The following is a 7,382-nucleotide window of genomic DNA, read 5'->3' on the forward strand; positions in this document are numbered from 1 at the left end:
CCACCCGCCGACGATAAAGAGCACGGCCAGCCCCATTGTTACCATTTCGTCTCCGAGGAGGTGCCAGAGAAAACCTGTCACGGCCACCAGCAGACCCACCAGGAGCTGGAAGTCGCGAAGGACGCTGATCTCCCGCCGGTCACTGCTTCCGGGATGCTCCCGTATCGTCCCCCAAGCCCACACGGCGCGCATCGCGAGCATGAATGCAACATAGAACACAAAGGTTACTTCCCCGCGCGCGGCGCCGACTGCGGCGCCATAGCCGGCAACGGCAATGGCCACTTCGGTAAAGAACCGACGATAACGGGTGAACGGGTTCCTGATCGTCAGGATCCGTCCGTGCAGCCAATCCCGCGCGAAAAAGTAAAATACCGCCGCGATAAGAGCAAGCCGATAGGTCCGCTCATAGACCGTCGGAACACTGCCCAGAATAACCCATTCGTACGACTCGCGCACGATCGCGACAAAAAGCGCGGCGTAGAGAAAGTCCACGAACCGGATCAGCACATCAAGGAGCCGCACCGAGGTCTCTTCCGCTTGCTCAGCCATCTTCCGCCCCCCCTCAATAGGTTTTCAGGGAACTGCCGCCTACTTTCATAAGACAAGATTTCTCGGCCTTTTGCCGTCACCCCTCGCAATAGCGCCGCTCAACCTCGTCAAGAATCGCGCCGGCGACGTTGCGCGGCGCTCCGGTGACGGGAAAGTGGTGCATATCAATGTAAGGAAGGCTGTTTGCCTCAATAATACCAAAGGGAATACCGCTTAGCGCCTGCCCGTCCGCAAGGGGCAACCCCCGAAAATGGATCGCGCGCCCGGCGCAAAGTTCGAAGTAGTGCGTTTCCCGGCCGCAAAGACGCAGCACCCTTGTTCCATAGCCGCGGCGGCTCGCCTCGTCAATCACCACCAGCGACCGGTTAAAGATGCTTTTGCGCTCCTTGATGGCGGTAAAGCGCGCAAGACCGCACGCACGTAATAACCCGAGTAGTGCTTGTGCGCATATGCGTTCCATCGCGCTCGCCAATTTTGCCGAATTCACCAGGCCAAAGCACCGCCATCCGCACCGGACCGCCAACTGTCGCGCAAGGGACTCGACAGAAGAAACGAAACGCTCTCCGCGATGCGACGACCGGGTAATGATCGGCAAACAATGGATGCAAAAACCGTCTCGACGCCACCACGTCATGGTTTGGTCCAGATGTCCGCTATATTATACCCGAAAGAGACACACGCTGACATGGAACACGCCCAAGCAAAAGCCCGGGCGTGTGTTGTTTCGGGATACACCCACCTTACGCGCTCTTTGAAAGCGGCAATTCCACCACGAACGTACTGCCCCTTCCCAACCCCTCCGATTCCGCCCAGGCGCGGCCGCCGTGGTCTTCGGCCACGCGTTTGACAAAGTGCCCCGCCATCATTTGCTGATTGCTATTCCAATCAGTAAAAATATGCTAGGCTCTGGTCTATAGAGCGCACACTATGAAATCGGACTGGCATTCCCCCGCAAAACCTTTTTTATGGGCTTTAACGGGAGGTATAAGTATCATTTCATAGTATGATGTCTATAGGATCAATAAAAATATGAAAATACTTAAACCCATAGCGCGCACAATAATATATGATGGAACAACTAACAAGGTTTTACTGGTTAGAAACACAGGAGCAGCCTTCTGGTATGCTCCAGGCGGTGAGTGGGAGTTTAAACGTGAGAACATTTTAGAATGCGCCAAAAGAGAAGTATTTGAGGAAACTGGGTTGAGGATAGATATACAAAGACTGTTATATGTGCAAGAGTTTCATGGATCTGAAAAGATGGTGTGCATAGAAATGTTTTGGTTGGCAAGGCTCTCCCACGAACAAGATCTGGATTTGCAGCATGTCGATCTTGATCCAAACGGGTCAGTAGAAGAGACAAGATGGTTCTCAAAGGAAGAATTGCAAGAGCTGAAAGTATTCCCCGAAAGACTACGATATACGTTTTGGGACAATATACAAAACTTTGAAGTCTCCGAAGACCCGTTTATTGGTATTAGCTAGTTCGCATGCAATGCTTTTTGGCTTTTTAACATCTGAGAGTATTATGGTCTCCTACGCCCATTCACAAAAAGTGTTCTCATACAAATCAGAAGGGAGTGTTTCTTGTAGCATGGCGTTTAATTATCATGATTCTTCAGTCTCCTTTGCTATAGACAATAAAGTCGTTCTTGTCTTGGAAGCCGAAAGGGTCTTCAGAGAAAAAAAGAAAGCATGTACACAAGAGGAAATGGAATATTTAACTCGGTACGGTCTCAACTTACTTGGAAAACATGTTAAGGATGTCGGGTATTGGTCGATGACAACTTTCAACAATCCACATTTGACCAACGATGACATCATAAATGCGAACGAAAAAAGGATCAGGGGGCCTCATTGGAAAAAGATTAATCTTCTCGGATCTGAAAAGGATGTCTTAATCACAAACCACCATCTTTCTCATGCGGGGACATATTTCTGTACGAAATATAAAAGCGCAATAATAATTTCCTGTGATGGAGGAGGAGATATCGATCCAGTCACAAATAATAATGAATGCGTGGCTGTTTTTAAGGGATGTGGGGATAAAATCCTCAAACAACATTTGCCTTTACAAGGCTTTATAACTGGTAAAACTTATGGAGTCTGTTCCGCATTTATTTTTGGATCACAACTTCATTCTAAAAACCCGCCAGAAGGCAAGTTAATGGCACTGGCTGCTTCCGGGAAGATTAGAGATGAGTATTACAATTTTCTTGATAAAAATTTTGAGAAAATAGAAAAAACTGATTACTCGGAGGTCTTGAAAATCCTGGAGAGGAGCTCTATGAGGAGTTTACAAGGACAAGCCACGAAACAAACCAATGACGCCAGAGATTTCGCAGCCACACTTCATAGATTTTTTGTAGAGAAAAGAATGGAAAACATTGACTTTATAATAAAAGGAGCTTCTTCGGATGAGGAGGCGATGATATTGACTGGAGGAGCTAGTCTAAATCTAGATTTGAATACGAGAGTTATAGAAAAGTACCCTAATTTTAAACATTTTGTTCCACCCTGTTGTGATGACACAGGTCAATCCCTTGGATCATTGTGCATTTTGATCACTCAAGTACTGAATAAGAGACCTACTGTGGATCTACCTTATTTAGGAGAAGGAGTTGAGCAATATGATTATAATTCAGAAACCCTAGAAAAAGCAGTGGATATATTACTAAAAAATGGAATATTAATTTTACATAATGGAAAGTCTGAAGTCGGCCCGAGAGCGTTAGGAAATAGATCATTCATTGCAAGACCAGATAGTTTAGAAATTAAGGTAAGGCTTAGTGAAAAAATTAAACGGAGGGAGTCTTACAGACCGGTTGCCCCGGTAGTTCTAGAAGACAAAGTTGGGGAATATTTTATTGGCCCTGGGCAGTCCCCCTACATGTTGTACAGATACAAGGTTATAGCATCTCAAAAAGAAAAGGTAGCTGGTGCAGTTCATATAGATAATAGCGCAAGAGTGCAGACAGTAAGCAAGAGTGAAAATAAATTCCTTTATGATTTGATTAAAATATTTGGCGAAAGAACGGGAGTATATGCGCTCTTGAATACATCGCTAAACCTGCAAGGAGAACCACTTGCCAACAAGATTGAAGAAAGTCTAAATATTTATGACAGAATAGATGGTCCCAAGGGAATTGTATATAACGGCCATATTATCAAGTTCTCTGAGAGTAAATGAGGTTGTTATTAGATAGGTTTGCCATAATGCTGCATATATCTAGCTAAAAATATATCAAGCTCAGATTGAATAGTCCCGCGCATTTGCTCCAACTTAGAGACATCTATGTCAAAAATATAGTTTCTAGTTTTATAGAAATTGTAGAAATTCTCCCAGCCGCCTATCATTTCCTCTGTGGCTTTGTTTTCGTCTTTATACATCTCACCTAGCGGATGATACAGTAAGGAAATGTGGGCGCCAGCTTTATCTACAATATACATAAGTGATAAGAGCGTAGACATGACAATGTGGTGAGCAGATAAAATATACAAAGTTTTCGGCTCTTCCTCAATTTTCTGGAGCAAATCAAGGATAAATCTGTACATCCTGATGTTTAATTCTGCCTGGCTCTCCCCTGGTGAGGCAAATATTTCAGCAAGTTCGGGATAAGCTTTTTCATCAGAATCGTTTGTGACCGATCCATATCTATACCAAATATTCCCCTTTTCGAAAGCTTCTTGCAAGAAAATGAATTTTGCCTTCTTGATAAGAGGGTTCCTTATATTAACTCCCCTTTTATATTCTCCATGAATTTCCGATGAAGTACGTGGGTCAATTTCCTGCTCAATTGGAATATTTACACGTTTTGATATTTCATCTTTTAAGATGTCCGCGGTTCTCATTGATCTTAGCTTGTCACTACTAATAACTACTATGCGATCATACTTGCCAGATTCAATGTCTTCCAAGATAGCAGGTACATAATAGTTTATAAGTAGATCAATTTCTTTTGGATCTATATCTGCATCTCGATTCATCTCTTCCCCCTTGACCTCTTCTAAGTGCCTAACCATTTTTATCCCTTCCATATTTCTTGTTCCCCTGTGATATGACGTGGTGCGGAGATCATCGTAAACTTTATGATCAAACCAATGCAATTATTTGCAACCTTCCCTAAGCATGTTAATAATAAACTCATAGGTCTCCTGCTCTGTCCTGTTCATTGTATCTACTGAAATAATCTTATCTTCGTTTACTACATATTTACATTCATCTGAATTGTAAAAATCAGAAAAATTTTGAAGAAACGCTTCGTTCTGCCAAAAATCTAGTGTATTGTCTCGTACCACTTTTCGCCCCCTTTCAATGCTTACCTTTGGAGTTATAGTGAATACAAAAATGTAGTCGGGCATTACAATGTTTCCCCTATTATCACTCAAGAATGTTCTATAAAAATCATGGTCATCTCTATTGCCTGTGATCCTATATTTTGCATAAGCAAACGCCAATGTCGATAGGAACGATCTGTCGTATACTACATGTTTATTAATGTTTAAAATATCCTTCTTTTTTTGAATTTCGGCCTTCGCATATTTTTCTCTTATCAATTCATCCGGGTCGTATCTTTCTGTTTGTATGTACAATTCTGGTACACAGCAAAATTCAGGATTGCTTTCTTTCAGTTTATTAAGGAAGGTCGTCTTTCCGGCGCAGCGTAGTCCTTCCAGTGCAATTATCTTTCTCATATTAATTTATCTTCAAATATCTCCCCACTCCAACATACGGCTTATTTCTTTTAAACCTTTTACCTTCGATAACCTCCTTTATCCAAGGGGGATCTCCAAATTTGATTCTTAGAACCTCATCGATTATATCTTCTTTAGGTTTAACATCTTGAGAAAGAAGGACATCGTATTCCCTTGCAACCTTTTTGGCGATGACTTCCCAGGACATATTTTCTTCTATAAATTTTCTGCCCTCTATGGAGAGCCTTTTTAATAGCTGCTTCTCTTTTAACAGTTTCTCTATGATTAAGGGATATTCTCTTAAATCGTCCTCAATGATTAATAAGTCTTTTCTTTGAAAGCCTTTTGCCCCTTGACTTGTGGTTATAACAGGAATTCCGGCGTTTAGGTAATTCAAAATTTTTATCCTCATGCCGGAGCCAGAAAGCACAGGGGCCAATCCAAAAGTTGATCTGTTAAAATTTCTATAGAGGTTAGCTTGCTTGCCCTTGATGATAAAGTTTTTCTCTTCGAGCTTCTCTTTCTCGACGCTCGCAATGTCACCAATGATATAGAATTTAAACCCCTGTTTTTTTAAACAAGGATAAATAATTTTCTTAATTAATTTTAGAGCCTTCAAATTTACGCTAAAATAAAGATTGCCCAAAAACACAATTTTTCTTGACAATGGATCAAAGCAGTTTTCTGGAAATTCAGCAATATTTGCCCCGCTTGGAATAATAGCTATCTCACTTTCACTAACTCTCAAGTTTTTGCTCAATTTCCGATCTTCGTTGCTTAGAGCAATGACTTTATCAAAATATTTCCCAAAAGTATTTTGAAGGTAGCTTATACCACTCAGAGTAAATTGCGATGCCCCTATGGCCTTCGCAAATTCATAGTCTTCGTAATGCGCTTCAAAAACTAGATGTCTGTTCAGTCTATATGAAAGCTGTATTCCCAGCTCTACTATCAATTCAAGAACTGGAAATTGCAAAATATCTACATTTTCTGCCTTTAGGATGCCCTCCAGAAAATCAACATTTCTAAATAAATCTGGGTGAACTAAATATGTTTTAAACTTTTCCTTTCTTATCTGCTTAATATCCGACCAACCCCTGTCGCAAAGAATAACCAGCATATCTGTCTCAGTGCAATTATGTAGTGCCTGAGACAGATAGTGGAATCTATTAGCAGCACCACTAAAGGAAGGGATAAATTCGCCACCAACAAATATTGCAACTTTCTTAGTTTTCTTAAGCATAAGGAATTCCGCCGGTGGAACCCCAACTGACTTCGCCATTGCTTTTCCTTTTAAGCACTTTTCATCGGCGTCCTCAGTCGTTTCACTCCTTCGTCGGCCGCACCACTGCGGGGGGCGGCAACACCCCAGCGAACGTGCTGGCGTTGCCGATTCCCTCCGACTCCGCCCACACTCTGCCGCCGTGGTCTTCGGCCACGCGTTTGACAAAGTAAAGCCCGATACCCATGCCGTTAGGATCGGAGATTTGGGCCTGGTCGGTGCGAACGAATTTGGTGAATAGCCGACTGATGTCCCCGGGCTTGATGCCCATACCCTCATCGCACACGGCCAGGCGCACGCGATCGTTCACCCCGTCATGTTGCGAAAGCTCCACGGTGATCTTTCCTTTCGGCGTGTATTTGATGGCGTTATGGACGAGATTGATGACCACCTCCCGAATCTTATCCGGATCGAACTTCATGAGGAATTCCCCAGGAAGTTTGTTATCGAAAAGAATCTCCAACCCGCGTTTCTTGGCCTCGGGCTGATATTCATCAATAACGCCCTTGGCAACCGCAACGCGATCGGCCTCGACAAACCGGTACTGGATCTTCCCCGACTCCATGCGCGAGAGGTTGAGCATGTCACCGATGAGTTTAATGAGTTGCTCGGCAGATACCGCCACCTTTAAGAGCGCGCCCTTCGTTTTTTCCGTCACCTTACCGAAACTCCCTTCGAGCGTCATCGAGACGTAGCCCTTAATGACCGTCAGCGGCGCCCGCAGCTGATGCGAGGCAATTGAGATAAATTCGGATTTCGCAGTATCGAGCATTTTGAGCGCTTCGTTCGATTCCGCCAGCTTCTTGTTTGTGATCTGCAACATTTCGTAAAGCAGGGCTTTATCCAGCGCGGTGGC

8 protein-coding genes are annotated in these 7,382 nt (G+C 43.6%); 2 read left to right on the forward strand and 6 right to left on the reverse strand.

Features of this window, described 5'->3' with window-relative positions:
• Together Q8R38_02830 and Q8R38_02835 are read right to left on the reverse strand one after the other, a co-directional pair.
• The coding region (locus Q8R38_02830) for a hypothetical protein (protein ID MDP3790960.1) at nucleotides 1-549 on the reverse strand (549 nt) is incomplete at its 3' end.
• 76 nt (nucleotides 550-625) lie between these two features.
• The gene (locus tag Q8R38_02835) at nucleotides 626-1,036 is read right to left on the reverse strand and encodes a hypothetical protein (GenBank protein MDP3790961.1); all 411 of its coding nucleotides are present in this window, start codon (nucleotides 1,034-1,036) and stop codon (nucleotides 626-628) included.
• 542 nt (nucleotides 1,037-1,578) lie between these two features.
• On the opposite strand from Q8R38_02835, the gene Q8R38_02840 reads away from it, so the two are divergent.
• Together Q8R38_02840 and Q8R38_02845 are read left to right on the forward strand one after the other, a co-directional pair.
• Nucleotides 1,579-2,034: an NUDIX hydrolase gene (locus Q8R38_02840; GenBank protein ID MDP3790962.1), complete on the forward strand. Its 456-nt coding sequence runs from the start codon at nucleotides 1,579-1,581 to the stop codon at nucleotides 2,032-2,034.
• 109 nt (nucleotides 2,035-2,143) lie between these two features.
• Entirely contained in the window at nucleotides 2,144-3,739 is a 1,596-nt protein-coding gene (locus Q8R38_02845; protein MDP3790963.1) for a carbamoyltransferase C-terminal domain-containing protein, read from the forward strand.
• 8 nt (nucleotides 3,740-3,747) lie between these two features.
• Here the strand turns inward: Q8R38_02845 and Q8R38_02850 are convergent, their stop codons facing one another.
• The 4 genes from Q8R38_02850 to Q8R38_02865 all read right to left on the reverse strand — a co-directional run.
• Nucleotides 3,748-4,587 (reverse strand): hypothetical protein, encoded by an 840-nt coding sequence (locus Q8R38_02850; GenBank protein ID MDP3790964.1) that lies wholly within the window; start codon nucleotides 4,585-4,587, stop codon nucleotides 3,748-3,750.
• A gap of 69 nt (nucleotides 4,588-4,656) precedes the next feature.
• A complete protein-coding gene (locus Q8R38_02855) occupies nucleotides 4,657-5,244 on the reverse strand; it encodes a hypothetical protein (GenBank protein MDP3790965.1) in 588 nt (195 codons plus the stop codon).
• Nucleotide 5,245: 1 nt separating this feature from the next.
• The gene (locus Q8R38_02860) at nucleotides 5,246-6,526 is read right to left on the reverse strand and encodes a glycosyltransferase (GenBank protein MDP3790966.1); all 1,281 of its coding nucleotides are present in this window, start codon (nucleotides 6,524-6,526) and stop codon (nucleotides 5,246-5,248) included.
• A gap of 43 nt (nucleotides 6,527-6,569) precedes the next feature.
• Nucleotides 6,570-7,382: HAMP domain-containing sensor histidine kinase (locus Q8R38_02865; GenBank protein ID MDP3790967.1), on the reverse strand; the 813-nt coding region annotated here is incomplete at its 5' end.

It is taken from the genome of Candidatus Omnitrophota bacterium, from assembly GCA_030695905.1.
In the GTDB taxonomy this organism is placed as follows: domain Bacteria; phylum Omnitrophota; class Gorgyraeia; order 2-01-FULL-45-10; family 2-01-FULL-45-10; genus CAZHPY01.